25 protein-coding genes and 1 pseudogene are annotated in these 26358 nt (G+C 61.0%); 8 read left to right on the top strand and 18 right to left on the bottom strand.

Annotated elements, in window-relative coordinates; genetic code table 11:
- Window positions 1-73 precede the first annotated feature (73 nt).
- A complete protein-coding gene (locus GBEM_RS17630; RefSeq protein WP_012531960.1) occupies window positions 74-1231 on the top strand; it encodes a GGDEF domain-containing protein in 1158 nt (385 codons plus the stop codon).
- Here the strand turns inward: GBEM_RS17630 and GBEM_RS17625 are convergent.
- From GBEM_RS17625 to GBEM_RS17620, 3 genes and pseudogenes are all read right to left on the bottom strand, one after another.
- Window positions 1136-2260, bottom strand: a complete 1125-nt coding sequence (locus GBEM_RS17625) for a phospholipase D-like domain-containing protein (protein ID WP_226373889.1) — start codon at window positions 2258-2260, stop codon at window positions 1136-1138. The two genes, GBEM_RS17630 and GBEM_RS17625, sit on opposite strands and share 96 nt — an antisense overlap.
- A gap of 184 nt (window positions 2261-2444) precedes the next feature.
- Window positions 2445-2528: pseudogene (locus tag GBEM_RS21965) on the bottom strand (hypothetical protein); the annotation flags it as partial.
- A 160-nt stretch (window positions 2529-2688) separates the two neighbouring features.
- Window positions 2689-3249 carry a thioredoxin family protein gene (locus GBEM_RS17620; protein ID WP_012531958.1) on the bottom strand — a complete coding sequence of 187 codons (561 nt, stop codon included), beginning with the start codon at window positions 3247-3249 and terminating at the stop codon, window positions 2689-2691.
- A gap of 152 nt (window positions 3250-3401) precedes the next feature.
- Between GBEM_RS17620 and rsmB the strand changes: the two genes are divergently transcribed.
- From rsmB to GBEM_RS17605, 3 genes are read left to right on the top strand one after another with little or no spacing between them, the layout of a single operon-like run.
- Window positions 3402-4748, top strand: a complete 1347-nt coding sequence (gene rsmB / locus GBEM_RS17615) for a 16S rRNA (cytosine(967)-C(5))-methyltransferase RsmB (protein ID WP_012531957.1) — start codon at window positions 3402-3404, stop codon at window positions 4746-4748.
- A gap of 45 nt (window positions 4749-4793) precedes the next feature.
- Window positions 4794-5459 carry a ribulose-phosphate 3-epimerase gene (gene rpe, locus GBEM_RS17610; protein ID WP_012531956.1) on the top strand — a complete coding sequence of 222 codons (666 nt, stop codon included), beginning with the start codon at window positions 4794-4796 and terminating at the stop codon, window positions 5457-5459.
- Between the two features lie 41 nt (window positions 5460-5500).
- On the top strand, window positions 5501-6064 hold the full coding sequence (locus tag GBEM_RS17605) for an NUDIX hydrolase (RefSeq protein ID WP_012531955.1): 564 nt from the start codon (window positions 5501-5503) through the stop codon (window positions 6062-6064).
- Between the two features lie 60 nt (window positions 6065-6124).
- On the opposite strand, the gene GBEM_RS17600 is transcribed toward GBEM_RS17605, so the two are convergent.
- The 7 genes from GBEM_RS17600 to nadA form a co-directional block, all read right to left on the bottom strand.
- On the bottom strand, window positions 6125-8041 hold the full coding sequence (locus GBEM_RS17600; RefSeq protein ID WP_041262853.1) for a beta strand repeat-containing protein: 1917 nt from the start codon (window positions 8039-8041) through the stop codon (window positions 6125-6127).
- Window positions 8042-8408: 367 nt separating this feature from the next.
- Window positions 8409-9521: a DUF7151 family protein gene (locus tag GBEM_RS21335; protein WP_012531953.1), complete on the bottom strand. Its 1113-nt coding sequence runs from the start codon at window positions 9519-9521 to the stop codon at window positions 8409-8411.
- A 382-nt stretch (window positions 9522-9903) separates the two neighbouring features.
- Window positions 9904-13071: a BTAD domain-containing putative transcriptional regulator gene (locus tag GBEM_RS17590; RefSeq protein WP_012531952.1), complete on the bottom strand. Its 3168-nt coding sequence runs from the start codon at window positions 13069-13071 to the stop codon at window positions 9904-9906.
- A gap of 216 nt (window positions 13072-13287) precedes the next feature.
- Window positions 13288-14499 carry a TraB/GumN family protein gene (locus tag GBEM_RS17585; RefSeq protein WP_012531951.1) on the bottom strand — a complete coding sequence of 404 codons (1212 nt, stop codon included), beginning with the start codon at window positions 14497-14499 and terminating at the stop codon, window positions 13288-13290.
- 53 nt (window positions 14500-14552) lie between these two features.
- The gene (locus tag GBEM_RS17580; protein WP_012531950.1) at window positions 14553-15239 is read right to left on the bottom strand and encodes an endonuclease III domain-containing protein; all 687 of its coding nucleotides are present in this window, start codon (window positions 15237-15239) and stop codon (window positions 14553-14555) included.
- Window positions 15240-15281: 42 nt separating this feature from the next.
- Window positions 15282-15815, bottom strand: coding sequence for a gamma carbonic anhydrase family protein (locus GBEM_RS17575; RefSeq protein ID WP_012531949.1), 534 nt, complete (start codon window positions 15813-15815; stop codon window positions 15282-15284).
- 48 nt (window positions 15816-15863) lie between these two features.
- The gene (gene nadA / locus GBEM_RS17570) at window positions 15864-16778 is read right to left on the bottom strand and encodes a quinolinate synthase NadA (protein WP_012531948.1); all 915 of its coding nucleotides are present in this window, start codon (window positions 16776-16778) and stop codon (window positions 15864-15866) included.
- Between the two features lie 199 nt (window positions 16779-16977).
- Between nadA and tatB the strand changes: the two genes are divergently transcribed.
- Window positions 16978-17304 carry a Sec-independent protein translocase protein TatB gene (tatB, locus tag GBEM_RS17565; RefSeq protein WP_012531947.1) on the top strand — a complete coding sequence of 109 codons (327 nt, stop codon included), beginning with the start codon at window positions 16978-16980 and terminating at the stop codon, window positions 17302-17304.
- Between the two features lie 174 nt (window positions 17305-17478).
- Complete coding sequence (locus GBEM_RS17560; RefSeq protein WP_012531946.1) at window positions 17479-17898, top strand: hypothetical protein; 420 nt, start codon at window positions 17479-17481, stop codon at window positions 17896-17898.
- A gap of 25 nt (window positions 17899-17923) precedes the next feature.
- Here GBEM_RS17560 and GBEM_RS17555 read toward each other — a convergent pair whose 3' ends face one another.
- The 8 genes from GBEM_RS17555 to GBEM_RS17520 form a co-directional block, all read right to left on the bottom strand.
- Window positions 17924-18112, bottom strand: coding sequence for a hypothetical protein (locus GBEM_RS17555; RefSeq protein ID WP_012531945.1), 189 nt, complete (start codon window positions 18110-18112; stop codon window positions 17924-17926).
- Window positions 18113-18220: 108 nt separating this feature from the next.
- A complete protein-coding gene (gene ybgF, locus GBEM_RS17550; protein ID WP_012531944.1) occupies window positions 18221-19072 on the bottom strand; it encodes a tol-pal system protein YbgF in 852 nt (283 codons plus the stop codon).
- 75 nt (window positions 19073-19147) lie between these two features.
- Window positions 19148-19747 carry a peptidoglycan-associated lipoprotein Pal gene (gene pal / locus GBEM_RS17545; RefSeq protein WP_012531943.1) on the bottom strand — a complete coding sequence of 200 codons (600 nt, stop codon included), beginning with the start codon at window positions 19745-19747 and terminating at the stop codon, window positions 19148-19150.
- 124 nt (window positions 19748-19871) lie between these two features.
- On the bottom strand, window positions 19872-21095 hold the full coding sequence (gene tolB, locus GBEM_RS17540; RefSeq protein WP_012531942.1) for a Tol-Pal system beta propeller repeat protein TolB: 1224 nt from the start codon (window positions 21093-21095) through the stop codon (window positions 19872-19874).
- On the bottom strand, window positions 21092-21868 hold the full coding sequence (locus GBEM_RS17535; RefSeq protein ID WP_012531941.1) for an energy transducer TonB: 777 nt from the start codon (window positions 21866-21868) through the stop codon (window positions 21092-21094). The genes tolB and GBEM_RS17535 overlap by 4 nt, the downstream gene beginning before the upstream one ends.
- Window positions 21865-22284, bottom strand: a complete 420-nt coding sequence (gene tolR, locus GBEM_RS17530; RefSeq protein WP_012531940.1) for a protein TolR — start codon at window positions 22282-22284, stop codon at window positions 21865-21867. The genes GBEM_RS17535 and tolR overlap by 4 nt, the downstream gene beginning before the upstream one ends.
- A 3-nt stretch (window positions 22285-22287) precedes the next feature.
- Window positions 22288-22962: a protein TolQ gene (gene tolQ, locus GBEM_RS17525; RefSeq protein ID WP_012531939.1), complete on the bottom strand. Its 675-nt coding sequence runs from the start codon at window positions 22960-22962 to the stop codon at window positions 22288-22290.
- Window positions 22963-23085: 123 nt separating this feature from the next.
- A complete protein-coding gene (locus GBEM_RS17520) occupies window positions 23086-23865 on the bottom strand; it encodes a carbon-nitrogen family hydrolase (RefSeq protein ID WP_012531938.1) in 780 nt (259 codons plus the stop codon).
- A gap of 198 nt (window positions 23866-24063) precedes the next feature.
- On the opposite strand from GBEM_RS17520, the gene hemW reads away from it, so the two are divergent.
- Window positions 24064-25209 (top strand): radical SAM family heme chaperone HemW, encoded by a 1146-nt coding sequence (gene hemW, locus GBEM_RS17515; RefSeq protein ID WP_012531937.1) that lies wholly within the window; start codon window positions 24064-24066, stop codon window positions 25207-25209.
- Between the two features lie 110 nt (window positions 25210-25319).
- Window positions 25320-26351, top strand: a complete 1032-nt coding sequence (hrcA, locus tag GBEM_RS17510; protein ID WP_012531936.1) for a heat-inducible transcriptional repressor HrcA — start codon at window positions 25320-25322, stop codon at window positions 26349-26351.
- Window positions 26352-26358 lie beyond the last annotated feature (7 nt).

The following is a 26358-nucleotide window of genomic DNA, read 5'->3' as shown; positions in this document are numbered from 1 at the left end:
TCTGCGATATCCGCCGATACGATCCATTGACAGGGGCATCCCTGCTCAAACGATTTATGGACAGGCGGCTTGGATGATCGAGAAAAAGGAGTGGATTAGCGCAGATGCGATGGCCAGGTACGCCGGCCACGACCGGGTCCTGGGTGTGATAACCTGGCTCCTCTTGGCACTGGTGCTGTTCGACATATCGCTTCTGCACGTGGATAGCCGCAGTACCATCATGGTGCTCTTCTGCTCGCTGGGGCTTGTCTGTTACAAGGCTTCGGCGCGGTTCCTGCTGCGCCGGGGCAAAACTAAAACTCTACTCGACCTGGTCCTGCTGCTTTTGTACGCCGTCGCCGTCAGTTGGTTTACCGGCAAAACTTCCAGCCCCTTCATCTCGGTTTTGTACCTGATCCTGATGGCAACCTCGCTTACCCTCGGGCGCTGGATCGCCTTCATCATGACCGGCCTGGCCATCGCCCTCTATACCTTGCTCGCTTCCTTCCAGTCCCCCAGCTTCTGGTACGACATCGGCGGACACGTCGTGAAGATTTTCCCCTTCATCTTGATCGCCCATCTGGGGGCGCTGCTGCGAGGCGAGGCGGAGAGCGCGCGCGCCGAGGTGGAGCGGCTTTCGCTTACCGACGACCTCACTCAGCTAAACAACATGCGCAGCTTCGAGGCGCTTGCGCTGCAGCAGGAAAAGATCTCGAAACGCTACGGCACCCCGTTCTCCATCTGCATGCTGGACGCGGACAACCTGAAGCAGATAAACGACCGGCACGGGCATCTGGCTGGAACTGAGCTGATCAAGTGGACCGCGCGCATCATCGCCTCCAATATCAGGGAGAGTGACGTGGCCGCCAGGTTTGGCGGGGACGAATTCATCATCATGTTTGCCGGGCAGGAGCAGCAAAACATCGTAGCTGCCGTGGAGAGGATCGTTCGCGTCATGCACGCCTCTCCTTTTTCCTTCGAGGGGGAACTGGTCCAGGGGACGCTTTCTGCCGGGGTGGCATCCTTCCCGCGTGACGGCGAGGAGTTGCGCACCATTGTGAAGAAGGCGGACCTGGCGATGTACCGCAGCAAGAGGCGGGGCAAGAACCGGGTTTCGCTCTTCGGCGATCAGGCAGGGGAGGCGGTGCCGAGCGGGTTACAGGTAGGGGGAGAAAAGCTTCGCTGTGGCGTCTCTAAGCTTGATGACGAGGGGGCGGCCGTCCATTTCGGCGAGGGTGAGCTCCCGGGATAGCTCCAGGGTTGCCTGGCAGCGCTCCTCCAAAAGGCGCGCGAACTGGAGGTCGTACACCTCCAGGTTGAACTCGAAGTTGAGCCTCAAGCTCCTCGGGTCGAGATTGGCGCTGCCGATCAAGCTCCAGCTTCCGTCTACCACCATGAACTTGGTGTGGACGAAGGGGGGGGGCTGCGCGAAGATGCGGACCCCCTGCTGCAGCAACTCCCAGAGGTAGGAACGGCTGGCCCACTGCACGTAGGGGAGGTTGTTGACTTCCGGGAGCACCAGGGTGATGGCCACCCCCCTGAGGGACGCGGTGATCAGGGCCGAGATCAGCGGCCGGTCGGGAATGAAGTATGGGGTGACTATGGTGACCCTTCGCCTGGCGCAGGAGAGGGCTCCCAGTATGATCCAGTTGAGCTTCCTGAATTCCTTGTCCGGCCCGTCGCTTACCGCCCGGACCAGCGCGCTCCCAGTGGGGACCAACTCCGGGAAGTAGCGCGGCCCTGAGAGCTGTGCGCCGCCGGCGAAGCTCCAGTCCTCCAGGAAGGTCCGCTGCAGGTCCGTCACTACGGGGCCGGTGACCTGGAAATGCAGGTCCTTCACCACCGGCGGGCGGCTGGCGACCAGATGCCTGCTGCCGATGTTCATGCCGCCTGTGAAGGCGAGCTTCCCATCCACCACCAGCAGCTTGCGGTGGTTCCTAAGGTTCAGGTAGCCCCCCGGCCGAAGCGGCAGGAAGCGGCGGAACCTGACCCCGGACCCCTTGAGCAGTTCCCGCGCCGTAGGATTCGAATACTTCTCCCCCAGGCTGTCCACGATCACCCGCACCTCGACCCCGCGGTCGGCCGCCCTCGAAAGCGCCATCACGAAACGTTTGCCGGTGTCGTCCCCGTCGAAGATGTAGGTGCAAAGATGCACCGAACCTTCCGCCCTGTCGATGGCGGCCAGCATGGCGGGGTAAGCTTCCTCGCCGTTTTCCAGCGGCGTCAGGTTGTTGCCGGGGAGAAGCCTGGTGCTGACCACGTGCTCGGAGAGGTTGCGCAACTCCCTCAGGTAGGAAAGCTCGGGGGGAAGCGATGCCGAAGGGAGGGAGTCTGGCGGAAGAGGCGGGGCGGGGGGGGGCGGCCTCCTCGTGCCAGCGCCTTGCCCTGCTGTAGATGCGGTTCACTCCCATGCCCCAGTAAAAGAGCGGGCCCAGAAGCGGCATGGCGAGGCTGGTGAGTATCCACCCGAGCGCCGAGCGCGGGTCGCGCTTGTTGATCAGCGCATGCCCGGCGGAGACCAGGGCGAGAAGGACCAGGAAAAATGACAACAGGCCCCAGAGGATGTGGTCCAGGAATCTCAAGATCTCTCCATAGAAAGGTGCTGCCAAAGGCGAGGCTTTTGCTGCCTCACCGCCAGTTGATGCAGAAAGGGGGCGACATGGCTGCCGCCCCCCAAGGAGAAAACCCCGCCGGCTGTGGAGGGGAGGATCAAAGCAGCGTGAAGGGGTGGGCCCTCTTGGTCCACTCGCTTTCCGGGTATTGCGCCAGGAGCTGCTGGTAAATGTCCTTGAGTGCCGACGGCGCGTGACTCGTTTTGTAGCGTGCCACCCCGCGCAGGTAAACCGCTTCGGGGGCGGAGGCGCAGTCCGGGCAGCCGTTCAGAAGGGTGTTGAACTGGATCACCGCCTCGCTGAACTGCCCGTAGTCGAGGCTGACCTTGCCCATACCGAGAAGGGCGGAGCCTACCATCTCCTCTGCCGTGAGGAAGCCGACGGTGCGCTGGTGCTCTCTGCCGTAGTAATCCATGGTGATGATGGTGGGGGTCCAGACGACCCGGTAATCTGAGGTGTGGGCCGCGTTGGTCACCGGGATGCGCAGCGGTATGACATGATCGGAGATGAAGTTGATGACGGCCGGGTCGGCGAAGGTTATCTCTTCCATCTGTTTGCATCCGATGCACTCGGTGCTGAAAAACTCAACCAGCACGCTCTTCTGCTCGGCCTTCCCCCGTGCGAGGGCTTTTGCCATGTCCGATTCCCAGGCTATCATTGTGATCCCTCCTCCCGGTTATCATTAAACGACGAGCTAAAGAGTAGCCCCTCCTTTTCCTATGTCAACCCCTAACAGCTTGCAGTTTTGGGCGAAATGCATATAATGATCCCCGGCTTCGCCCAGACCTCACGCCTGAAAGGAAGTACTCTTTGTCCAGCAAAAACCCGCGCCGCGCCGCCTTCGATATCCTGCTCCGGATCGAGAAAGAAAAGTCCTTCGCAGACATCCTGATTGACCACGAACTTTCCAAGGACATCATCAAGGGAGCCGACCGGGGCCTGCTCACCGAGCTGGTCTACGGCGTGCTGCGCAGGCAGGGGACGCTCGATTACATCATCTCCCAGTTTTCCAAACAAAGGCCGGAGAAACTTGAGCTTTTCGTGCGGCTCCTGTTGCGCCTGGGGATTTACCAGTGCTTCTTCCTGGACCGGGTCCCGGTGTCGGCCGCCGTCAACGAGACGGTGAACCTGGCCAAGGAACTGGCGCCGCGCGCCTCCGGCTTCATCAACGCGGTGCTCAGAAACGCCGACCGCGGCCGCGACACCATAGCCTACCCCGACCGCGCCGAGCGCCCCGCCGAATACCTGGCCGCGCGCTACTCCCATCCCGCCTGGCTCGCCCAGCAGTGGTGCGACCAGCTAGGGCTCGAAGCAGCGGAGGAGCTGGCAGCCGCCATGTCCGAACCGCCCCCCTTGACCGTGAGGGTCAACACGCTGCGCATCACCCGCGAAGAGCTGATCCAGAGGTTGGCCGGGGAGGGGGTGAGCTGCAGCGCGACCTCGTGGTCCCCGGACGGCATCCGCCTGAACCAGTCCGGCCAGATCACCAGGCTTCCTTCCTTCAGGGACGGCCTCTTCACCGTGCAGGACGAATCGTCGCAGCTGGCCCCGCTGTTCCTGGCCCCTGGAAAAGGGGAGCGGGTGCTGGATGCCTGCGCCGCCCCCGGCGGCAAGACTACCCAGATAGCGCAGCTGATGCAGGACTCCGGCGAGATCTACGCCTGCGACGTGAACAACAAGAAGCTCAGGCTGATCAAGGAGACCTGCGACCGGCTGGGGATCAACTCGGTGCGCACCTTCACTATGGACGCCACCGCCCCCTCCAACGCCATCAAGGAGACCACCTTCCACCGCATCCTGGTGGACGCCCCCTGCTCGGGCCTGGGCGTGATCAGGCGCAACCCCGAGGGGAAGTGGAGCAAGTCCGGCGACGACCTGCTGCAACTGGCGCGCACCCAGGTCAGCATCCTGGAGAACCTCTGCAGGTACCTGGAGCCGAAGGGGACCATCCTCTACGCCACCTGCTCGACCAGCGTCCAGGAGAACGAGTACGTGGTGGACAGCTTCCTCGCGCAGCATCCGGAGTTCGTCGTGGAAGACCTGCGCCCGCTCTTCCCTCAGTATGCGCCGCTCTTCACCGAGCGCGGCTTCTTCAGGAGCTGGCCGCACCGCGACGGCATGGACGGCTTCTTCTCGGCGCGCCTGAAGAGGAAGTAGCCGGCGGCTGCAAGATCAATCGTGAAAATCAACGCAGGAGACCTTATGAAAAAGATCGCTCCATCCATTCTTTCCGCGGACTTCGCCCGGCTGGGCGAGGAGATCAAGGCCATCGAGGCCGGCGGCGCCGACTACGTCCACATCGACGTCATGGACGGCCAGTTCGTCCCCAACATCACCATCGGCCCGCTGATCGTGGAAGCGGCGCGCCGGGTCACTACGCTTCCGCTCGACGTGCACCTGATGATCGACAACCCGGACCGCTACATCCCCGATTTCGCCAAGGCGGGCTCGGACATCATCGTGGTCCATGCCGAGGCGACCAACCACCTGCACCGCACCGTGCAGCTGATCAAGTCGCTGGGGAAGAAGGCGGGCGTCTCGCTCAACCCGGCGACCCCGCTTAACCTTCTGGATTACGTGATGGAGGACCTCGACCTGATCCTCTTGATGACGGTGAACCCCGGTTTCGGCGGGCAGTCGTTCATCGAGGCCTGCATCCCGAAGATCCAGGCCCTGCGCGCCACCATGGATAGGCGTGGCATCGAGGCGGAACTCGAGGTCGACGGCGGCGTCAAGATCGACAACATAGCCCGCATCTCCCATGCCGGGGCGGACGTCTTTGTGGCCGGCAGTGCCGTCTTCAACAGCCCCGACTACGCGGCGACCATCGCCGAGCTGAAGAAAAAGGCCAAGGAGCCGGTGCTCTGATCGGGCGGCGCGGGCAGGAGCTGCCGGCGGACCCCGGAGAGTTGAAGGAGAGGCTCAAGGCCTCCCTTGCCTCGCGCTCGCGCGTTCCCATGGAGGCGGGGCCCGTCCCCGCCGCCGTACTCCTGCCGCTCTTTCTGAAAAACGGCGAGTACCACCTCCTCTTCACCAAAAGAACCCCCCATCTCACCCACCATAGCGGCGAGATCTCCTTCCCCGGCGGCGTCTGCGATCCAGGCGACCTCGACAGCGCCGACACCGCACGCCGCGAGGCGTGGGAGGAAGTCGGCATCGCCCCCTCTGATGTCGAGATCCTGGGCGAGCTCGACGACTGCCACTCCATACACAACTACCTGGTGACGCCCGTAGTCGGCGTCTTCCCCGCTAACTACACACTCACCGTCAACGACGCCGAGATAGAGCGCCTCATCGAGGTGCCGCTTTCCCATTTCGAGAAGCCCGAGTTTTTCCGGATGGAGTACTGGGACTACAAGGGGAGGAAGGACTTCCCCATGTACTTCTACCGCTACGGAGATGACGAGATCTGGGGGCTTACGGCGCGGATACTGAAGAACTTCCTGGACGTGCTCTGTGGGGTGGAGGACTAAAAAAGCCGCCCCTCGGTAAGAGGGGCGGCTGGCTCTACGCTGCTGCTTTCTGGACCGTCGTTACGGCCGCAGGGTGAAGGTGGTGGATGCGGTTGGGCCATTGGAATCCACCAGGGAAACGGTCAAGCCGGTGGTAAGGTTGCCGGAAACCACAGTGGCCGTGGTGTTGATGTTGGTGACGGAATTGTGCACCACGAGCTGACCGGAGGAGTTGACGCTCCAGGTTAAGGCATCCGTGGTGTCGCTTGCCACCAGTGTTCCGTTCGCGTTGAACGCCAGCGTGTTAACGGTCCCTTCGGTGAAGGTCTTGCCGGAAAGCATGGCGGTGGTGAAGGCGGTAACCGGGGTGGGGGCCACATACAGGGTCAACGTCGTGGATGCGGTCGGGCCATTGGAGTCAACCAGGGAAACTGCCAAGCCGGTGGAAAGGTTGCCGGAAAGCGCGGTGACCGTGGTGCTGATATTGGTGACGGAATTGTGTACCACGACCTGGCCGGAGGAATTGACGCTCCAGGTCAAGGCGTCCGGGGTGTCGCTTGCGATGAGCGTTCCGTTGGCGTTGAACACCAGGGTGTTCACGGTCCCCTCGATGAAGGTCTTGCCGGAAAGCATGGCCGCGGTGAAGCCGGTGGTTTGAGCAGGCGGCACATAGAGGGTGAGCGTGGTGGATTCGGTCGTGCCGTCGGAGTGGGCCAAGGAAACCGCCAGGCCGGTGGAGATGCTGCCGGAGAGCGCGGTGACTGTGGTGTTGATGTTGGTGACGGTGTTGTGCACCACGACCTGCCCGGCGGAGTTGACGCTCCAGGTCAAGGCGTCCTTGGTGTCGCTTGCGGTGAGCGTTCCGTTTGCGTTGAACACCAGGGTGTTCGAGGTCCCCTCGGTGAAGGTCTTCCCGGAGAGCATGGCTGTGGTGAAGGCGAGGGACGAGGGGATCGGGTTGACGGTAAGGGTGAATTTTTGGGTCGCGGTGAGGCTGTTGCTGGTGGCGGTGACCGTGAGCAGGTAGGCCCCGGTGCTTCCCGCGGCCGGCGTGCCGCTCAGACGCCCCGTGGCGGCGTCAAAGGTGACGCCCGAAGGGAGCGTGCCCGAGACGCTCATGGTGCCGGTCCCGGTGATGGCGAAGCTGCCGGCGGAACCGACCGTGAAGGACGTGGCGCCGGCGCTGGAAATGCTCGGCAGGATCTCGGCTGCAACTGTGACGAAGGTGCCGGCGATATTGCTGGAGACCGGGGCGGAGCTGGCGGTGGCGGTGCTGCCGGAAACCGTGTAGGTGACCGCGTCGACCGCAGTGGCGGTTGAAGTGCCTGCCACGAAGGCGCTGGGATCTACATTGCTGCTGACGGCAGCGGTCACAATGCTGGCAAGGGAAGCAAGCTGCGCTTGAGCCGCATTCGCGGTCCCCGTAGCCGAGGTGCATGCGGCTATCGCCGCGGTTATGTTGCTCTCGATGGTTGCCGGGGGGGAGGTCAGGGCCAGGGCGGCCGATGCAGTCTGCACCTGGGCCGCCGTAGCCGTCGCGCCCAGGGTCCCTGCGGTCAGATTGAGCGCCTTTTCCACCACGATGAGCGCAGTCGTCGTGACGTTGTTGACGTTCTTCGTTGCGGACGCGCCGGACAGGGCTGCCTTGTCCACCAGGGCGCGCAGCACCCTTTGGCCGTCGACAGCTTTGAGGACGTAGTCCTTGCCTGGTTCCACCTCTATTGCCGGATAGCTGTAGGTGTTGACCGTGCCGGTCTGGAGGGTCAAAGGAACACTCTTTATCAGGGTCCCGTTGAGGTCCCTGACTTCCAGGGTTGGAGCGGTCGCAGTGGTCGCCGCTGCTGCGGCAACCTTTGCTGCTCCATTTGCCGAGGGGAAGGTCACCGTCCCCGAAATGGCCGTCTTCTGCGGTGCGCTGCTGCTCCCTCCGCCGCATCCCGCCAGGTTGAACATAAAGACCATACAAAACGCCAACATGATGAACCAACTTCTTCTCATTTCACTCTCCTGTGCTGTAATGGCCGACTCGATCACGTGGTCCGAAGCTCCTGCTGCCGGAAAACGCCCCCTGTCCGCCAGGAGGCAACCGCTTTTCGACGCGAGCATCTTCGTTCCCGCCCCTTATTGCGGGGATGATAATGGAGGGGGGCTTACAGAAGGCTTACAGCTGGAGGGAAATGTGACAGGATGCGGTTCCGTCGGTAAAGATACTGTCCTTTTTTTCTTTATAAGCCAGCGTTCGCTCCGATCTTCTAACAAAAACGCCGTTAAGCCTTGTAATAAATGGCCCAACGACGTTTTTGTTAGTTTGAAAGGTCTCGTGTGAATGTCTTTCTGTGTTTAAAAAACATTCACCACGTTTGATTTAGGGATCTACGCAAGAAATAACTATCCCTGAAGGAGCAAACGAAGTAGTGGTAACCAGATCTATACAAATTCCTTCCCATGCACTTGGATTGTTCTGCACTATCGCCGACTCTTTAATTGCCGCAGATCCGTCACACCACATACCGCCAAGCGCCTTAACTACTTGCGCTCCAGAACAAGCACACTGACTCAAATTATGGCAGACAACGGCAGTTGCCCCCACAAACATGCCAGTCGTACCGCCCTGTGGCCCGGTAGCACCAGTAGCACCAGTAGCACCAGTAGCACCAGTAGCACCAGTAGCACCAGTAGCACCGTTACAAACCGCTTGAGATGAACTCACTTCTGATACGTCGAGAACACCATTGCCATTTGTGTCAATGCCTGATGTAACTATGATCCCGCCAAATGGACAATCAGTGTTACCAACAGGTAAAGCAGAAGTTTTTGTCACTGTTGATTTAGCGGAGCCTGGTGCTGTGTTCGGTGGAGTATTGCCGCCACCAGTAGATGATGCGGGAGGCAAAACAATGGTCCCGGAAGCAAGACCATTGACGCTAGCGGTGATGTGGGCCTGAGCATCGGTTGTAGTAGTCACTGTACGGCTCCCAGCCGCCGCTGCAATTTGGTTGATAAATGTTGTGAAGGTTAAATCGGAAGCGGTTGATAGATTGATGTTTTGTGATGAACTTGCTGTTGTTACTGCAGGATCTATTTTAATACCTGTTGAAGTCAAGCTGCTAGCAGTCAAAAGAAATCTAGCAATCTGTACAACAGCAGGCGTGCTGGCCGTAACTGTAGTTCCTGGAGCCGCTGTCTTTACCAACTCAATCGGAGTAATAATGCTGGCACCAGCCGCTCGGCCGACAACTACGCCACCAACAGAAAAAGAAACCGATTGTCCAACCTCGTAAGTAAATTCTCCGTTAGGTCCGGTAAATCCATTTTGTCCTCCAGAGACGTATTTTAGTCCCTCAACCGGAGCATCTATGAACTTGCCGGTAGCAGTAGTCGCTGCAGGGGTTGTCGAACTGCTGCCTCCACAACCCATAACACTAAGCACCATTGCAATAAAGAAACATAGCAGGACTTTGTCTATATTCGTTCTCATGTTTTCCTTCCCTTACTGCAACCCTGAGGAATCGAATGAACATCAACCAAGATAGGGTCTTTATCTCGTTGTTCTACATATGTTATTGAGGGTGTTGACGGTTTACTATATATGAGAAATATATTACCTGTTATAGATAGCGAAGATTTATTTTCTATATGGGTAACTTCTATGTTGGGAGGTTTACTGATGTGTTTCATCGAGGATGACTATTTCCGCAACATCCTCTGCTCCAGTCACGTATTCCTGATGAACTGAATGGAACCCGCCATACCTTCTAAACAGGTTCATTTCCTTGCCCCTTATTGCGGGGATGGTAATGGAGAGCGGCTTACAGAAGACTTACAGGTGGAGGAAAAATGTTGAGAGGAGGGGCGGATCTCTACTGGCCTACGGTCAAGCTTCGATATATCTCTTCAGTGTGCGCCGAGGGTGCTATCCCAAGTTCGGTGGAGAGCATCGAGCGGCAGTTGAGATAGGTCTTGATCGCCAGCGACATCTGTCCCTGCTGCCGGTAGCAGACCATGAGCCTTTGGTGCAATTCTTCGGCAACCGGATCGAGCTTTATCCCTTTGTCGTACCAGGTGACAGCCAGATCCCATCGCTCAAGTCCCTCGAAATATCCCCCCGCCCTGCCGACTAGTTGGCGCAGCCGGTTGCGCATCTGGTCCCGCATCGGTGCGGTCCAGGCCAGGGATGCATCGTCGAGGAGGAAGCTTCCCTGGTACAGGGCCGCACCTTTCTCGAAAGCAAGAGGGAGGTTCAATGCGGCATCTATCTCGCCGCATCGGCGCTCGAAGGCCCAGGTGTCGATCCAGCAGTACCTGGGGTTGATGGAAAGCTTTCCCGCCTGGAGTTGGAGTACCTTTTCATCTGCCAGCAACTTTCGGAGCCGATGCAGGGTCGTGTCGAAGGAGCGCTGGGCCAGGTCGCCGTCGGTTTCGGGCCAAAGCGCATCGGTAAGCCGCTCCAGGGGCACGTTGCTGCCGCCGAAGGCCACCAGAGCTTTCAACAGTTCCAGCGGCTTTCGCGATTTACCGGCAAGGATCAGGGGCTCGTTTCCCCGGATCAGCTGAAAGCCCCCCAGGGTGAGGATCTGGAACTGCCAGGGCCAGTTGTCCAGATGCTGCGGCGGCGTCTCCGGCGCCAGCGCCCAATGGCGCACCAGCCGGGTTACGTAAGCAGCCTCTACGTCGTTCTCCAATGCCTTGGTGCATAGCCGCACCAGGGCATCGGGGCGCCAGCACCAGCCGTTCAGGTACCCTCCGGCACTGCCAAGGGCCATCGCCCGGCGCAGCAGCATATCGCCCTGCACGTCGTCTTCAGCATCCAGCGCAAGTTCGGCGCTGTTCAGAAGGCAAAGGAACTCAAGGTACCCGCTCCCCATACCGCGGGCGATGTCACAGGCACGGCTAAGGCATGCCTCTGCCCGGGTCGGATTTCCGGTCATCCGGAGGTTGTCGGCCAGGGTTATGAGCATCACCGCTTCCGGCGCCAGGAAACCCGTCCCCTGGAGGGATTCCAAGGAGAGTTCCAGGTGCGGGATCGCTGCCTGGAAACGTCTTGCCAGACTCTCCTGCCATCCACGCAGCCCATGGTATTGGCCGATATCGAGCCTTACGCCCCATTGCAACCGGTCGCGCATCGCGTTCAGCAGCTCATCCGCCGTGGCGGAGTCTCCCCTGCAAAGCGCGCAGCCGGCGCCGTTTCCCATGAGTTGGATGTCCCAGACGTGGACCCCCGTCTCGTCCGCCATCCTCAGTGCATCGAAGGCGACCGCGACCCCCGAAGCCCATGCCCCGGTGAAATAGCAGTTGAGCACCTGCGCATTCATTATGGTGATCCGGGTCATCGGGGAGGGCTTGCCCGTGCTGGCCATTGCCAAGGTCTGCTCCAGCAGTACGCTCGCCCTGCCGAAGTTCCCGTTCCAGAGATCGTGGACGACCAGATGGATTGCCGACTGCAGACGCAGGTTGATGTCGGCGCAGCCGCGCACCAGGGAAAGGGCGCGCTCGCGCCACTTGGAGATGTCGCGGTGGTGCGGCTGCCTGAAAGCCATGGCGTTGAAGATGCTCATGGCCATCTGCTCCTCAAGCTGTCGCGAGGGAATGTCCCCTTCCTCGATCCGCATCTCTTCCAGCAGGGCGAGCCACTGGTCCAGCGGGGTGAACTCCCTGTCGTAAAGCGATGCTTCCGCGCCGCCGGACCAGGAGAGGAGCATGCCGACCCGGTCGTCGGCCAGGCGGTATAGATCGTAGGCCTCACGGAAACAGACCCTGCTTGCAGGAGGCGAATGAAGCAGCAGGCATACCCCTTTCCAGTAGAGCAGGCCTGGGTTTACTGCCACGCTCTCGGCAGGTACGCTCTCAAGCCAGCCACGAACCGTCTCGCTTCTTCCTTCCGCAGCAAGCAGCGGCGCGCAATCGAGGATCAGCTCCGCAACGCCGTCCCAGTCCGAAGCCTCGGTGAGCAGGCCTGCCGCGTCCTCGGCTCGATCCGCGCCCTTAAGCAGGGAGGCGGCCTGCCGCCTGATTTCCCTCAGCTCGGCGGCAGGAAGGGTTCCCTCCGCACGCGCAACGAGGAACTCTCTGAAAAGTGGATGGTACTGGTAGACGGGGTCTGCCGGCGAGGACTTCGCGGTAAAGAAACGGTTGCGGCAGAGCCGGGAGAGGATCTGCTCGGAACTGCCGATGCCGGTCAAACGCTCGGCCATCTGCGCCGTGATTCCCGGGACCAGAGCGGTCTTCAGCAGGAAGTTTTGCAGCTCGCCGTCTCGCGCTTCGAAGATCTTGTCGGCGAAGTACACGAACACCTTGTCGAGAGGAAGTTCTTGCAGCAGCTTTTGGTCGAGGGTGCCGCCGTCGAGGCTCTCCAGGATCAGGAGCAGCCCGGCTATCCACCCGTCCGTCTTGGCGTAAAGGCTCGCCAGCGCTTCGGTCTCAATGTGGCTTGAAGTCTGTGTCCCGGCGAACTCCCTGGCCTCGTCGAAGGAAAACCGGAGGTCGCTCCAGCCGAGGAAAGCGAAACGTGCCGCTGTTTCGTTCACGGTCAACACCGCAGGCGGCTCTTCCCTGCTTGTGGCTATCACGGTGATCCCGTCCGGACATTGCGCCAGTCCCTCCGCTATCAGTTCGTGAAACGGGGAACCAGCCGGGATCTCCTGGTAGTTATCAATGACTATGGCGTAAGGTGCCGGCAGTTGTGCGAAGAGTTGTTGGAAGTAACGGCGAGAGAAGGTCTTGAGGCCGGCAAGGTATTCGGGGGTGAGAAGTGGCAGCGGTTCGCGGTCGGGTGAAACAGAGTCCTGAAACGCCAGACCCATGTAATAGAAGAAGGTGGCCGGGTCGGAGTCGCTTTGGTCTGCCTGGTACCACAGGGCTGGGATGCCGCGGGTTTCGAGGTAGCTGGAGACCAGGGTGGTCTTGCCGGAGCCGCCGGGACCGGAAATCCAGCGCACAGGTTTATCGGCATGGTCCAAAACCTGGAACAGCCTTTCTCTATGTACGATGCCGGCAGCAAGACCGGGAGCGGTTATCTTGTGTCTCGCCATGCAACCTCCGCGGCCTTGCATGCGTTAATCAAAACGTGAGCATAGGAAAAGAGGTCATGCAATTAGCATTGTTTTGTTTACAAAGTCAAGTGTAAAGGCTGTAACACTAGCAGAGCGACTGACAGATGTTCAGAAATCACTATTTGGCGGTCTGCATGTGTTACATGCAGTGCGAGAAACTTTGTTATTCCAATAGTGCTAGGGTCTGAACGTACTCTAATTGTGTAACGCCACGCGCTTGAAGTCGACGCTCAGCCGCTTTTGTTCCCCTTGCAGCACGAACCCGCGCGCTAGAACCTCTGCTTCGATACCTTTCATGTGCAGGGCGCCCCAGGGGATCACCACGGTCTGGTAGCGCTTCAGCGCCTGGTCCAGGTACTGAACCACCACCTTGTTCCTGCGCTGCAGGATGTCGTCCATGATCACGGCGTACATGGCGGGCGTGATGTTTTTCTCCGCCCACCGGTTCAGCTTCAGCAGGCCGTCGAGGGCGGAAGGGTTCTCGCGCAAGTGCTTCCCCATGGCGTCCAGAAGCATCATGGTCTCCGGGCGGAAGGCGCTCAGGTCCACGTCCGCCCGCAGGATATCCGGCCCCGCCTGTGCCTTTCCCTCCGGCTTCCCCGGGGTTTGCAGCTCGTTGGGTTCGATCATCCTCCCCTTGAAGAGGAGCTTTTCCTGCGAGGCGAGCCCCAGCAGGTTCGCCACCTGGTGGTAATCGAACTTGTTTTTGAGCTTTCCCTTCTCGTCGGTGACCCCTTCGGCCAGCACTATGGTGTTCCCCGCAGGAACCAGCCGCGCCACCTCGTCGTAATAATCCTTCTCGCCGATGTGGATCATGGCTGCGAGTTTGACGGTGCGGTCGCCGCGCCGGTAGGTGCGCTCGCTCATGTAGAGACCCCGGGGGGACACGTTCATGAAGCCGCCGGTGGCCTCGGTGGCGTAGGAGTTGGCCGCGAAGAGCGCCGCCGTCGCCAGGGCCAGCGGGAGGACGAAGATGTTCACGCCGACGAACACCAGTGTGTTGCGCAGGTCGAAGTAAGGCGCCTCGAAGAGCGTGGGGGGAAGGGTAAGCGGCGCCGCCGGGTTCTCATTGAACCGGGAGATGAGGAAGGTGCCGAGCCCTACCTGCAGCGCCGCCATGATCAGGCCGTACAGCTTGAAGGCGCCGAGGGCGGGGAAGAACCAGATGGAGAGCGGGCACCAGAATACGAACAGGATCAGGGGTAGGAAGAGCCGTTTGGGCAGCCGCCGGTCGATGCCGAGGCCCAGGTAGAGCGGTATCGCGATCAGTATGACGGCGTTGGCCAGAAAGCCGCGCAGCCCGGAAAGGGGGACCAGCGGGAATAGGAGCGAGGCCAGTTCGTCCAAAAGCGAAAGGCTCCCGTCGGCGATGAACAGGAGCAGGAACAGGTTGGCGAAGAATCTCATCTATAGGTCCTGTGGGTGCTGGGTAAGGGTCAGGGTCAGGGTCAGGGTCAGGGTCAAGGGCGGCCTGCCGCGAGGAAGGTGCAAAAGCGGGTGAGCGGGCAGCCGTCGCACAGCGGCTTCTTGCGGCAGTGCCGCTTGCACTGCTCGACGATCAGGGCGTGGTACTCGTTGAATAGGGGCACCTCGGCCGGAAGATGATCCATGAAAAGGGCGCGCACCCGGTGGTAGTCGTCCTCTTCCCGCATGAGCCCGAGCCTTGAGAAGAGACGCCTGGTATAGGCGTCGACCACGAAGGAAGGCTTTCCCCCCGCGTAGAGAAGGATCGAGTCGCAGGTCTCGGGCCCGATGCCGCGCACCGCGGACAGTTCCTCCCGAAGGCCGATCCAGTCCCCCTGGAACATGGCGTCCAGGGAGCCGTAGCGCTCGAAAAGCCAGCCGACAAACCCTTTCAGCCTCGCGCTCTTCACGTTGAAAAAGCCAGAGGGGCGTATCAACTCGGCCAGCCGCCCCTCATCGATCTCCCGGAGCGCCTCTGCCGAGAGGAGCCCCTCTCGTTTCAGGTTTACTATTGCCTTTTCAACGTTGAGCCAGTTGGTGTTCTGGGTCAGGATGGCGCCGACGCAGACCTCGAAGGGGGTGTCGGCGGGCCACCAGTTAAGCGCGCCGTAGCGGCTTAAGAGCGTCTCGAAGAGTTCCAGAAGCGCCGCCCGCGTCTGTTCTTTGTCCAGCGTGTCTTTCACAGATTCCTTGCTGCTTGGCCGGGGAGGCTGGTGGCGCCGCGCCTAGCCGATATCTTCCATGTACTCGCGGGAGTACCTGACGTAGTTCCCGGCGGAGCGGGCGAGCCAGGCGATCTCGCTCTCGGTTAAGTCCCGCTTGTACTTCGCTGGGGACCCGACCCAGAGGGTGCCGGGGGGGATGACGGTCCCCTCGGTAACCAGGGCGCGCGCGCCGACCAGGGCCCCCTTGCCGACCAAGACCTTGTCCATGATGATCGCCTGCATCCCCACGAAGGCGCCGTCCTCGATGGTGCAGCCGTGCAGGGTCACGCTGTGGCCGACGGTGACGTCGTTGCCGATGATGAGCGGCGCCCCGGGGTCCTCCGGGTTCTTCTTGTGGGTCACGTGCAGCATGGAGAGGTCCTGTATGTTGGTCCGGTCCCCGATGCTGATGAAGTTGACGTCCCCGCGGACCACGCAGTTGTACCAGATGCTGGCTTCCCTGCCGATGCTGACCTCGCCTATGATGACGGCGGTTTCGGCTATGAACGCGGAGGGATCTATCTTGGGGGCGATACCCTTGAACGGTCGGATCATATGGGGCTCCTGTCGTTTATGGGAAGTCTGGTGCTCTGGGGCTGCCGGCTAATCTCTCGGGATGGCGAGCATCCGGTCCAGTGCGCGCTTGGCGGGGATGCGGATATCTTCCGGGACCTTGACCACGGGCTTCATCTGCTGCAGCGCCTCGAAGACGTCCTCCAGGGAGGTGAGCTTCATGTTGGGGCAGATGAGCGCCGGGGAGGCGAGGATGAACTCCTTGTCCGGGTTCTCACGCTTGAGCCGCCACAGTATTCCCGCCTCGGTGCCGATGATGAAGCGCTTGGCGCCGCTCTTCTTGCAGTAGTCGTACATCCCGGTGGTGGAGCAGACATGGTCTGCCAGTTCGACCACCTTGGGGTTGCATTCGGGATGGCAGACGAAGGGGGCGTCGGGGTTAGCCTGTTTCAGCTCCTTGACCACCTCGGGCCTGAGCCGCTCGTGGGTCGGGCAGTACCCTTCCCAGAGGTGGAACTTCTTGTCGGTGAAGCGGGCGATGTAGCTCCCCAAGTTGCGGTCCGGGGCGAAGATTATCTCCTTTTCGCTCATCGACTGGACCACTTTCACGGCGTTCGCGGAGGTGCAGCAGATGTCGCTTTCGGCCTTGACCGCGGCGGAAGAGTTCACGTAGGTGACCACCGGCACGCCGGGGAGCTTCGCCTTCATTTCCCTGAGGGCCTCGACCGAAACCATGTCGGCCATGGGGCATCCCGCGTCGAGGCGGGGGAGGAGAACCGTTTTTTCAGGAGCCAGGATGGAGGCGGATTCGGCCATGAAGTGGACGCCGCAGAATACGATCACCTCCGCATCTGTCTTTGCCGCTTCTATGGAAAGCGCCAGCGAGTCGCCGGTTATGTCTGCTATTTCCTGCACCTCGTCACGCATGTAGTTGTGAGCGAGAAGTACAGCATTGCGCTCTTTGAGAAGCGCTTTAATATCTGCTTTTAAAGTTTCCTGCGTCATATTCATCACCGCCAAAACTAGTTCATTGGGAATACATATGGTAAACAGCACCGATAGTAGACAATGTTAAGGTTCATGTCAAACCAATTAAGGGTGCAGATTAGCACGCTTGACACCGGAGGGTAAAACCTCTATTATTTTTTGAAATTTTCCTAAGTACAGCGCGTGTTTAAACAGCAAATCAAGCGAGGTAGATAGAATGTTCGGAATAGGGATGCCTGAGCTGGTCATTATTTTGGTAATCGCCCTGATAGTCATAGGCCCTCAGAAGCTCCCTGACCTTGCCAAGTCGCTTGGCAAAGGGCTTGCCGAGTTCAAGAAGGCGACCGACGACTTCAAGCAGACCATCGAGGCCGACAGCAGGACGGAAGAGGAGAAGGAGCACCTGGCCAAGCTCGCCGAGGCGAAGCGCAAGGCGGAAGACGAGCAGGCCAAGGCTGCGGAGGAGCTCAGAGTCAAGGTGGAGGGGGCGGCAGCCGCGCCTGCGGCACAGGCGGCCAAGGCCGAGGCGGAAAAAACCGCCTAAGAGCTTCAAATCCTCGCTGCAGCAAAAAAAGGGAAAGACGGGTCAACTCGCCTTTCCCTTTTTAGTTCCTGGTAGCTATGATCTTCCGTTAACTGTGTGCGATAAATCCCCCGTTTTTCCTGCTGCAGCCCTGGAAAAGCCGGTATAGTCTCGCATTCCATTTGAGGGTGACCCATGTTCAACTGGTTCCGCAAAAAACAGGAGAATCTCGTCTTCGAGGATAACGCCTCCGCGTTCGCGCATGCCTGCTCGATCGGATACACGCCGCTCATAGGGGGATTGGTCCCGGCCCTCGTCGAGGAAGATGCCGGGCTTGGACGCGACGGCGAGCGCACCTTCCTGATCAGCATCGCCGGGCCTCATGGGGCCATGAAGATCTGGAGCTGCACCCTCAAGGAATCGAAGTCCTACCCCAGAGAAGGGGACTTCGTCGGCTTTCGCATCGTCACCATCGCCCCGGACGTTCCCGAACCCGCGAACCTCATCGGGTACATAGCCTGCCGGCTGGAACCCGTGCTGGTGCCGGGTAAGGGATGGGCTGCGGCTACAAGCTACACCCCCGACAACATCAAGCCCGCCATCCGGCTCGGCTGAGCCTCCGGCCAACCAGCCCCAACTGCTATCCCTTCGACACAACCAGCTCGGCCGCGACAGGCTCGCTTTCCCAGGTGACTTCCGGGTACAGGGACTTGTCGAGGCGCAGGTAGGTCCCGTCCACGCCGGTCTCGGCCCACCAGCATTCGGAACCCTTGATGGGAAGCTTGTCGAAGAGGTAGAGATCGTTGTTTTTGTCTCGGGCGAGGAACATGGGCGACTCCTTGTCTGTCGTGAATGTTTTATGGGGATGACCCGGTGAGAAACGGCACGGCCCCCCTGTTTGCGGCAGGGGGGCCGTAATACCGCGGACGCCTGCGGACTATCTGATCTTGTATTTCTCTCTGGCGATCTTAGCCTCTTCCGACTTCGGATGCTCTTCCACCAGTTTCTTCAGGATGTAGTTGGCGCTCTTGCTGTCGCCCAATTCCCTGAAGGCCATCCCCTGCTTCAGCATGGCGGCGGGAGCCTTGTCTTTGTTGGGGTAGTTCTTGATCACGTTCTCGAACTCGAGCACCGCGTTCTCGAACTTCTTCTCGGAGTAGTAGCTCTCGCCGATCCAGTACTGGGCGTTCGCTGCCAGGTTGTGCTTGGGGTGATGCTCCAGGAAGCTTGAAAAGAGTTCCCGCGCCTTGGGGAGGTTCCCCTCCTTCATCGCTTCGTACCCCTTCTGGTAGAGGTACTCGGGCGCCTGCTGCAGTTCGGCCTCCTTTTTCGCCTGCTCCTCGACCCCCTTTTCCATCTTGGCCATCCGCTCTTCGAGTGCGGCAAGACGCTTGGTCAGGTCTTCTTTCAAGAGCGCGATGTCGTCAGCCGGCTTCTGGGCCAGGATGCGCACGTCGTCCACCTTCCCGGTCAAAAGCTGCATGTCGACCCGGGCGCTCTCCAGGGTCGCCTGAAGGTCGGCGCCCCCTTTCCTGATTCCCGTCATCTCCTTCTGGAACCCGGACATGTCGGACTGCAGAGATTCGAGGCTCTGGCGGTAACCAGCCAGCGATTTCTCCACCCCATCCCTTACTTCGGCGCGCGTCTCGTTCAACCCCTTCTCCATGGTGAAGAGGCGGTTCTTCATCTCGTCCGAATCGCGGCGCACCGATTCGAGTTCACTCTGGCTGGCGCAACCGAAAAAGGCGAGCAGTACCAGTGACCCCAGTGCCACTCTCATTGCCTGCATGACAAACCTCCTGTGATCCTGCTGCTCTATAAAAAAAGGAGCCCTGAGGCTCCTTTTCGGCAGGAACTGCTTGAGTTACTTGACGATGACGAATTCATCCCTTCTGTTCTTGGCCCAGGCCGCCTCGTCGTGACCCGGATCGGCGGGCTTCTCTTCGCCGTAGCTTATGGTGGAGAGACGGTCGGAGGCGATGCCCAGGTTGACCAGGTAGTCCTTGGCGGACTTCGCCCTTCTTTCGCCCAGCGCCATGTTGTAGTCGTCGGAGCCGCGCTCGTCGCAGTTACCCTCGATGCGCACCTTGGTCCCGGCTTGGCGGCTCAGGTACTCGGCGTTTTTGGAGAGGGAAGCGCGTGCTTCTTCCGAAAGATCGGAGGAGTCGAAGTTGAAGTAGACCTTCTGCAGCTCTGCCTGGACTTCTTGCGCCTTGCCGGCATCTTTGGGGGTTTCCTGGGCCACGGGCTGCTCGCGGCTGGGAGTGGTCTCGGTGATGGGCTGCTGCGCCGCGGGGGCCTCCGGCCGTGCCTGTTGCTGCGTCTGCACGGGTGCCGGAGCGGGGGCGGACTGGGCAGCCGAAATCGGCTCCTCTGTTTTCACGACGTCCTTTTTGGCGCAGCCGGCCGAAAGAAGTGCTCCGAAAGTCAGAACAACCAGGGATCCGAGAATCATCTTGCGCATTATCCCACTCCTTTTTCTAGATAGAATACGTGCCGCTCCTCATGAGCGTGCCGTGGTTAAAAAGCGAAGGAAAGTATACTCACCTTTTCCGAGTTAATCAATGATTCAAAATGTACCGGTATCTTTACCAATTTACCGACCATGTCGGATGGGAATTCTGGGACTTGTTGGGGGATACCCTGGTCTGGCCGCTTCCGTCGGCGCGCATCAGGTAGATCGCCTCGGCGCCGTCGCGGGTGGAGCTGAAGACGATGAAGCGGCCGTCCGGCGAGAAGCGGGGGTGCTCGTTGCTACCTGCGCTGGTGAGTTGGGTGTCCTGGGTGCCGTCCGCATTGATGGCGTAGATCTGGAACCCGCCTCCTCCCTGGCGCGCGTACACGATCCGGTCCCCTTTGGGCGACCAGCGGGGCGTGACGTTGTAGGCGCCGTTGGCGGTGAGCCGGTGCACGTTGCCGCCGTCCGCATTCATTATGAACACCTGAGGTTTGCCCAGGCGGTCGGAGACGAAGACGATGCGGGAGCCGTCCGGCGACCAGGCCGGGGAGACGTCGATGGCGTGGTTGTTGGTGAGCCGCGCCAGCTCCTTTCCTTCCCGCGAGATCAGGTAGATCTCGGAATTGCCGTCCTTGCTCATCACCATGGCTATCTTGCTGCCGTCTGGGGAGTAGGCGCCCGTGGCGTTCAGGCCGCTTCGGGAGGAGATGCGCGCCTCGAGCCCGGTGAAGAGTTCGCGGCGGTACAGGTCCGGGTTCCCTTTCTTGTAGGAGGTGTAGATGATCTCCTTGCCGGAGGGGGCGAAGTCGGGGTTCAGGTTGATGGAGCCGTTGTTGGTGAGCCTCTGCGGGTTGTGCCCGTCGTAGTCCATGACGAAGATCTCCTTGTTGCCGGAGGCCTTGGTCACGTAGGCGATCTTGCCGGTGAAGGGACCTTTTTCCCCGGTCACCGCGCGCAGCACCTCGTCGGAGAAGGCGTGCCCCATGCGGCGTAATTCCTTCGCTGACCCGCTGTAGCGCTTGGCGGTGATCTCGCGGTTCAGCACCCGGTCCACCAGTCGGCACTCCAGGGTGATGTTGCCCCCCTGCGCGCTGTAGGAACTTTTCAGGATCAGGTCGGCGCCCGCGCCGTCCCCGGAGACCTCGAAGGGGCCGGCTAATCCCAGGTCCATCCCGAACAGCTCGGAGAGCTCCCTGGACACCTCCGGGGGCACCTGCCCGGCGAGGCCGGTGGCGGGAGCCGGGAAGAGCTTGAGCTTGCGGCTCACCGGGGCCGTTACGTCTATATATCCCTCTGCCGCCTGCGCCATTTGAGGCGCCAGGAGCAGCATGGCCAACAGCAATATTATTCTCATCTGATACCGACCCCTTCCGGTCTGAAGCGGAACATGCGCTTGAACGGCGCGCCGCCCGGCGGTGGGACCAGCGATTTGCCGGCCAGCGTCACGGCCCGATGGACCGCATCGTCAAAAAGCGGGTCCCCTGATCCCTTTTCCACATGGTATTCCGCGATCCTGCCGTCGCCGGACACGGTGATGGTTGCGATCACCTGCGGCGACTTGGTCTGCGAGACCATGACTTCCTTGAGTGCATCCTTGAGGCGGGACTGGAGGTACGAGGGGTAGTCGCTCCCGGCCTCGGTTCCCTTGGCCCCGGGCATCCCGGTCTGCTGGCTTCCCTTCTTCCTCAGCCGCTCCATGACCTCGGCCTGCCGTTTATCCTGGGCGACCCGCTCCAGTTTCGCCAGCCGCTCGTTGAACTCCTGCGCCTGGGCCGCGGGGTTCGCCGGCGCGGACTTCCCCTTGGGCTCCGCCGCCGGAGCCTTGGCCGCAGGTTTCGCGGGCTTCGCCGGTTTGGCGGGCTGCACCATGGCCGGTGCAGCAGGCGCGGCAGGCGGGGGAGGGGCAGCTTCCTTCTCCGCCTCGGCCGCAGGCGCGGGGGTGCCGGCCTGAGGCGAGGCGACGGGGAGGGTGACCATGTCTACGTAGGTGACCGGGGTGTCGTCCGGATGTAATTCCGGTGAGAGTTGCCACTTGGCTATGATCAGAAACACGACCAGGTGGCAGACGAAGGAGAGCGCGAACATCCCCTGCGGCCCCGGGTATCGGCGTGTCAGCTGTTTTCTCATCGCCGCTGCGGGGACTCCGTTACCATGCCGAGCCGCTCGACTCCCGCCCCCTTGATCTGGGCCATCACCTTCACGACCTCGCCGTAGGGGACCGCCTGGTCAGCCTTTAGGAAGACTTCGCGTTTCTCCCTGCCGGCCAGCATCGAGGTGAGCTTCTCTTTGAGCTGGTCCTGGGAGATTTCGGAGGAATTGATGAAGGTTTTGCCGGACTGCTCCAGGGAGACCACCAGGGTGTCCTCCTTGGGGGCCAGCGCCTTGGTGTCCGCCTTGGGGAGGTTCACCTGGACCCCCTGCTGCATCATCGGCGCCGTGACCATGAAGATGATCAAAAGCACCAGCATGACGTCGACCAGCGGCGTCACGTTGATCTGCGACATTGTGCCGCGGTCGCCGTTATCCCTGTTGCCGAACTCCATGGCTTATCTCCCCGCGAAGTTGCGCTGCACGATGTTGAGGAACTCGGTGGAGAAGCTGTCCATCTCCGAGATGAGCACCTTGATCTTGTGCTGGAAGTGGTTGTACCCCATGACGGCGGGTATCGCCGCAACGAGGCCGATGGCGGTGGCGATGAGCGCCTCGGCGATCCCCGGGGCGACGACGGCGAGCGAGGCGGAACCGGTCTGGCCGATCTTCTCGAAGGCGGTCATGATCCCCCAGACGGTGCCGAAGAGGCCGATGAAGGGGGCGGTGGCGCCTGTCGTGGCCAGGAAGGTCAGGTACTTTTCCAGGCGGGTGATCTCGGAGGTGGTGGCGCGGCGCAGGGCGCGGGCGATGTTGTCGATCCCCCCCAGGTCGGTGCTGATGCTGGTGGGGTCGGCCTTCTCCTCAATCTTTTCCTGGAGCTTCTTCAGCTCCCCGTACCCTTCCTGGAAAAGCACGGTAAGGGGGGAGTTGGCGAAGCGGTCCAGCTGACCGCTGATGGCGTCGAAGCGCTTGGCCTTCCAGAAGAAGTCGAGAAAGCGCTCGGAGGCGCCGTTGGCGCGGGAGACCTGCAGCAGCTTGTAGAAGATGATGCCCCAGGAGACGACCGAGAAGTAGAGCAAAAGGAAAAGAACCAGTTTTACGACCAGGCCGGTCGAAGCGAACATGCCCACGGAAGATACCTCCGGTTAGATGGTGATCAAACAGGGAAAATATGCTTTACGCAATGCGAAGTCAACTGTAAAGAAAGCGCGCACGGGGGCGCGGGGTTACCCTTCACAGCCCCCGGGCTCTATTTAATAGCACTCCGGGCGCCGGTCCTGGAAGCAGGTTATGCTCTGGCGCCACTTTTCCATCTCGGCCGGGTCGAGCAGAGCCGTCGGCTCCGCGTTCTCGTACCCCGCCTCCGCGAGGACCTCCCCCTTGGGGCCGAGGATCATGCTGGAGCCGAAGAAGTCGAGTTTGCCGATGACCCCGCAGGCGTTGGCCGCTATCACGAAGAGCTGGTTCTCTATGGCGCGACCCTTCAAAAGTCCCCGCCAGTGCTCTTCGCGCGGCTTGGGCCACTCACCGGGGACGACGATGATGTCGGCGCCGTCGACCGCCAGCCTGCGCGCCAGTTCCGGGAAGCGGAGGTCGTAGCAGATCATGACGCCGATCCTCCCCACGCTGGTCTGCGCCAAAAGGATCGAGTCGCCGCGATCCAGGTGGCGGTCCTCCCCCATCAGCGAGAAGAGGTGCATCTTGCGGTAGCTTCCTGCGACCCTGCCGCGGTCCACTACGTAGGCGGTGTTGAAGACCTTGTCTCCGTGCGGCTCAGGCAGGCTGCCGATGACGGTCAGGGAGAGTTCGGCTGAGAGCGCCTGCAGCTTCTCGACGATCCCCGGGGTGCGCGTGGCCAGCTGGTTCAGCTCCCGGTAGGCGAAGCCGCAGCTCCACATTTCCGGCAATACGGCCAGCTCCACCCCCTGGGCGGCCAGGCGGCGCAGCGCTTTTTCGGCATAGGCGAGGTTTTGGTCCACGTCCGCAAGCGCGATGTTGAATTGGACCGCAGCAGCCTTGACGCTTTTTTGCATGTTCTCCCTCCTTCAGGAAAAGAATCGCCGCATGTCAAGTCTGGCCGGACATGGCGGCCACCGGCGGTCGGCGAGTTTCGGAGTGTAATCCGAGTCCCTGTCGATTTCAAGCAAGTTCCTGCAGTTGGCTGCTGTTTTGCGTGACAAAAAGGGGGGCGATCTGCTAGATGTTGACCTTGAGCCATAAAGGAGCCCCCGATGCGTGCCGGACTGTACCTGCATTTCCCCTTTTGTCTGAAAAAGTGCCTCTACTGCGACTTCAACTCGACTCCCGCTACAGGCGACGACCATCGGGAGTACGTGGAGCTGCTGCTGAAAGAGATGGCGCTCAGGCAGGCGGCGCTTCCCGAGCCGGTCAGCGCCCCGACCCTTTACCTCGGGGGGGGGACCCCGTCGCTGATGGCGCCGGAACTGGTGGGGCTGATCGTCGCCGCGGCGCGAGACAACTTCTCGCTGGAGCCTGACGCGGAGGTCACTCTGGAGGCGAACCCGGGGACGCTCACGCCCGAACGCCTGCAGGGGTACCGGATGGCCGGGGTGAACCGCCTGTCGCTGGGGATCCAGTCCTTCGAGGACCGCCTTTTGCGGCGGCTGGGGCGCGTGCACAGCTCCGCCGAGGCCCTATCCGCCTTCCAGGATGCGCGCCGCGCCGGTTTCGACAACATCAGCATTGACCTGATGCACTCCCTGCCGGGGCAGTCCCTTTCTCAGTGGCGCGAGGCGCTGGAGCTTGCCGTCTCGCTCGATCCCGAGCACGTCTCCGCCTACGCGCTCTCCATAGAGGAGGGTACGCCGTTCGAGCGGCTCCACGAGGAGGGGGCGCTCGCGCTTCCATCCGAAGAAGAAGCCGCCGCGATGTTCGAGGCGACCTCGGACGTTCTCTCCGCCGCGGGGTACCGCCACTACGAGATCTCCAACTACGCGAAACCCGGACGCCATTCCCGCCACAACTCCGCCTACTGGAGCCGGGTAAGCTATCTAGGCTTCGGCGCCGGCGCACATTCGTTTTGGAACCCGGACGGGCTCGGGCGCCGCTGGAAGAACCCCGGCGACGCGGCGGCGTACGCCGCGGGGATCCGGGCAGGGCTCCCCGTGGACGAGGAACCGGAGCAGCTGACCCTGGAAGACGCGCTTTCCGAATGCTTCTTTTTGGGCCTCAGGATGCTCGACGGGCTCGACCTGGCTCCGCTTTCCGAGCGCTATGGGGAGAGCGCGCTGGCGCCGCACCTTAAGCAGGTGGCGGCGCTGGAAAAAAAGGGCGCCCTCACCAGGGAAGGGAGCCGCATCAGCATATCCCCCGGCTCCGTCATCCTCGCCAACAGCATCTTCTCCAGCTTCGTCTAATTTCCCCTCCAATACCGACTCCCCCCTTGACAAAGCAGAGTGGCGTTGCTAACTTGAAGCGCGTTAGCACTCGAACTTTTGGAGTGCTAATCGCTTTTGAGGTAAGAGATATGGAAGAGCAACTTTCCGAGCGCAGCAAACGCATCCTCGAGGCGGTGATCGAGGATTACATCGCAACAGCCGAACCTGTTGGCAGCAGGACCATAACGCGCAGCCATGCGCTGGCGCTCTCCCCGGCTACGGTGAGAAACGTCATGTCGGACCTGGAGGAGATGGGACTTCTCACCTCCCCGCACACCTCCGCCGGGCGCATCCCGACCGACAAGGCCTACCGCCTGTACGTCAACTCCATTCTCGAGGTGAAGAACCTCGCCCGGGACAACCGGGAGGAGATCAGAAGGCGTTGCCGGATGGCGGGAAGGGACCTCGCCGAGGTGCTCAAGGAAACCAGCCGGCTCCTCTCCTCGACCTCCAGTTACATGGGGGTGGTGATGGCGCCGCACCTCTCCGCCAACGTCTTCCACCAGATGGAATTCGTCAAGCTGTCGAGCCGCAGGGTGCTCGCCATCCTGGTTTCGCAAAACGGTACGGTGCAGAACCGGCTCCTGGAGACCGGCGAGGAGATCGCGCAGGAAGACCTGGTCCGGATGGCCAACTACCTGAACGGGATGCTGCAGGGGCTCACCATTGCCCAGGTGCGCGAGCGGCTTTTAAGCGAGATGCAAAACGAGAAGGTGCGCTACGACACCATGATGGCGCGGGCGTTGACCCTTTCGCAGCAGACCATACAGGCCGACGGGGCCGAGATCTTCCTGGAAGGGCAGGCGAACATCCTGGAGCAGCCCGAATTCGCCGACACGGCCAAGATGCGGGAGATCTTCCGCACCTTCGAGAAAAAGAGCATGCTCTTAGACCTTTTGGACCGTTCGCTGTCGGCCGGGGGGGTGCAGATCTTCATAGGTTCGGAGTCGAACCTCCTCAAGATGGAGGGGATGAGTCTCGTCACCTCCACCTACATGACCGGGAAGGACACGGTAGGCGTCCTCGGGGTGATAGGGCCTACCCGCATGGGGTACGGCAGGGTGATCCCCATCGTTGATTACACAGCCAAGCTGATCAGCCGTCTGCTCGAAGTCGAGTAGCGGAATA

This window comes from Citrifermentans bemidjiense Bem, assembly GCF_000020725.1.
Taxonomy (GTDB): Bacteria; Desulfobacterota; Desulfuromonadia; order Geobacterales; family Geobacteraceae; genus Geomonas; species Geomonas bemidjiensis.
This window is presented reverse-complemented; position numbering and strand designations above follow the sequence as displayed.

Coding starts and splice junctions, on each gene's coding strand:
- pal (WP_012531943.1), bottom strand. CDS start 19,747: ATGCGCAAGATGATTCTCGGATCCCTGGTTGTTCTGACTTTCGGAGCA.
- ybgF (WP_012531944.1), bottom strand. CDS start 19,072: ATGCAGGCAATGAGAGTGGCACTGGGGTCACTGGTACTGCTCGCCTTT.
- hemW (WP_012531937.1), top strand. CDS start 24,064: ATGCGTGCCGGACTGTACCTGCATTTCCCCTTTTGTCTGAAAAAGTGC.
- GBEM_RS17575 (WP_012531949.1), bottom strand. CDS start 15,815: ATGATCCGACCGTTCAAGGGTATCGCCCCCAAGATAGATCCCTCCGCG.
- nadA (WP_012531948.1), bottom strand. CDS start 16,778: ATGACGCAGGAAACTTTAAAAGCAGATATTAAAGCGCTTCTCAAAGAG.
- rpe (WP_012531956.1), top strand. CDS start 4,794: ATGAAAAAGATCGCTCCATCCATTCTTTCCGCGGACTTCGCCCGGCTG.
- hrcA (WP_012531936.1), top strand. CDS start 25,320: ATGGAAGAGCAACTTTCCGAGCGCAGCAAACGCATCCTCGAGGCGGTG.
- GBEM_RS21335 (WP_012531953.1), bottom strand. CDS start 9,521: ATGAGAACGAATATAGACAAAGTCCTGCTATGTTTCTTTATTGCAATG.
- tolB (WP_012531942.1), bottom strand. CDS start 21,095: ATGAGAATAATATTGCTGTTGGCCATGCTGCTCCTGGCGCCTCAAATG.
- tolR (WP_012531940.1), bottom strand. CDS start 22,284: ATGGAGTTCGGCAACAGGGATAACGGCGACCGCGGCACAATGTCGCAG.
- GBEM_RS17535 (WP_012531941.1), bottom strand. CDS start 21,868: ATGAGAAAACAGCTGACACGCCGATACCCGGGGCCGCAGGGGATGTTC.
- GBEM_RS17560 (WP_012531946.1), top strand. CDS start 17,479: ATGTTCAACTGGTTCCGCAAAAAACAGGAGAATCTCGTCTTCGAGGAT.
- GBEM_RS17555 (WP_012531945.1), bottom strand. CDS start 18,112: ATGTTCCTCGCCCGAGACAAAAACAACGATCTCTACCTCTTCGACAAG.
- GBEM_RS17630 (WP_012531960.1), top strand. CDS start 74: ATGATCGAGAAAAAGGAGTGGATTAGCGCAGATGCGATGGCCAGGTAC.
- GBEM_RS17585 (WP_012531951.1), bottom strand. CDS start 14,499: ATGAGATTCTTCGCCAACCTGTTCCTGCTCCTGTTCATCGCCGACGGG.
- GBEM_RS17520 (WP_012531938.1), bottom strand. CDS start 23,865: ATGCAAAAAAGCGTCAAGGCTGCTGCGGTCCAATTCAACATCGCGCTT.
- tatB (WP_012531947.1), top strand. CDS start 16,978: ATGTTCGGAATAGGGATGCCTGAGCTGGTCATTATTTTGGTAATCGCC.
- GBEM_RS17600 (WP_041262853.1), bottom strand. CDS start 8,041: ATGAGAAGAAGTTGGTTCATCATGTTGGCGTTTTGTATGGTCTTTATG.
- GBEM_RS17620 (WP_012531958.1), bottom strand. CDS start 3,249: ATGATAGCCTGGGAATCGGACATGGCAAAAGCCCTCGCACGGGGGAAG.
- GBEM_RS17590 (WP_012531952.1), bottom strand. CDS start 13,071: ATGGCGAGACACAAGATAACCGCTCCCGGTCTTGCTGCCGGCATCGTA.